This window comes from Pseudomonas sp. 30_B, from assembly GCF_017491605.1.
Taxonomy (GTDB): domain Bacteria; phylum Pseudomonadota; class Gammaproteobacteria; order Pseudomonadales; family Pseudomonadaceae; genus Pseudomonas.
This window is the reverse complement of record NZ_JAFGYY010000573.1, coordinates 1-227: the sequence shown is the minus strand read 5'-3', so window position 1 is coordinate 227 and position 227 is coordinate 1. Positions and strand designations below refer to the sequence as shown.

The following is a 227-nucleotide window of genomic DNA, read 5'->3' as shown; positions in this document are numbered from 1 at the left end:
GGCAACGAGTACGCTGATGGCATGCTCGAGCACGACGGCGACGTCGGCAAGCTGCTCAAGGCGGTGGACGACCTGAAGATCGCCGACAACACCATCGTCGTCTACACCACCGACAACGGCCCGAACCGCTTCACCTGGCCGGATGCCGCCACCTCTCCGTTCCGCAACGAGAAGAACTCCAACTACGAAGGCGCCTTCCGGGTGCCGGCGATGATCCGCTGGCCGGG

1 protein-coding gene is annotated in these 227 nt (G+C 64.8%); it reads left to right on the top strand.

Going from position 1 to position 227, the window contains the following annotated elements:
• On the top strand, positions 1-227 hold a 227-nt coding region (locus J5M67_RS29450; RefSeq protein ID WP_207888784.1), incomplete at both ends, for a sulfatase-like hydrolase/transferase.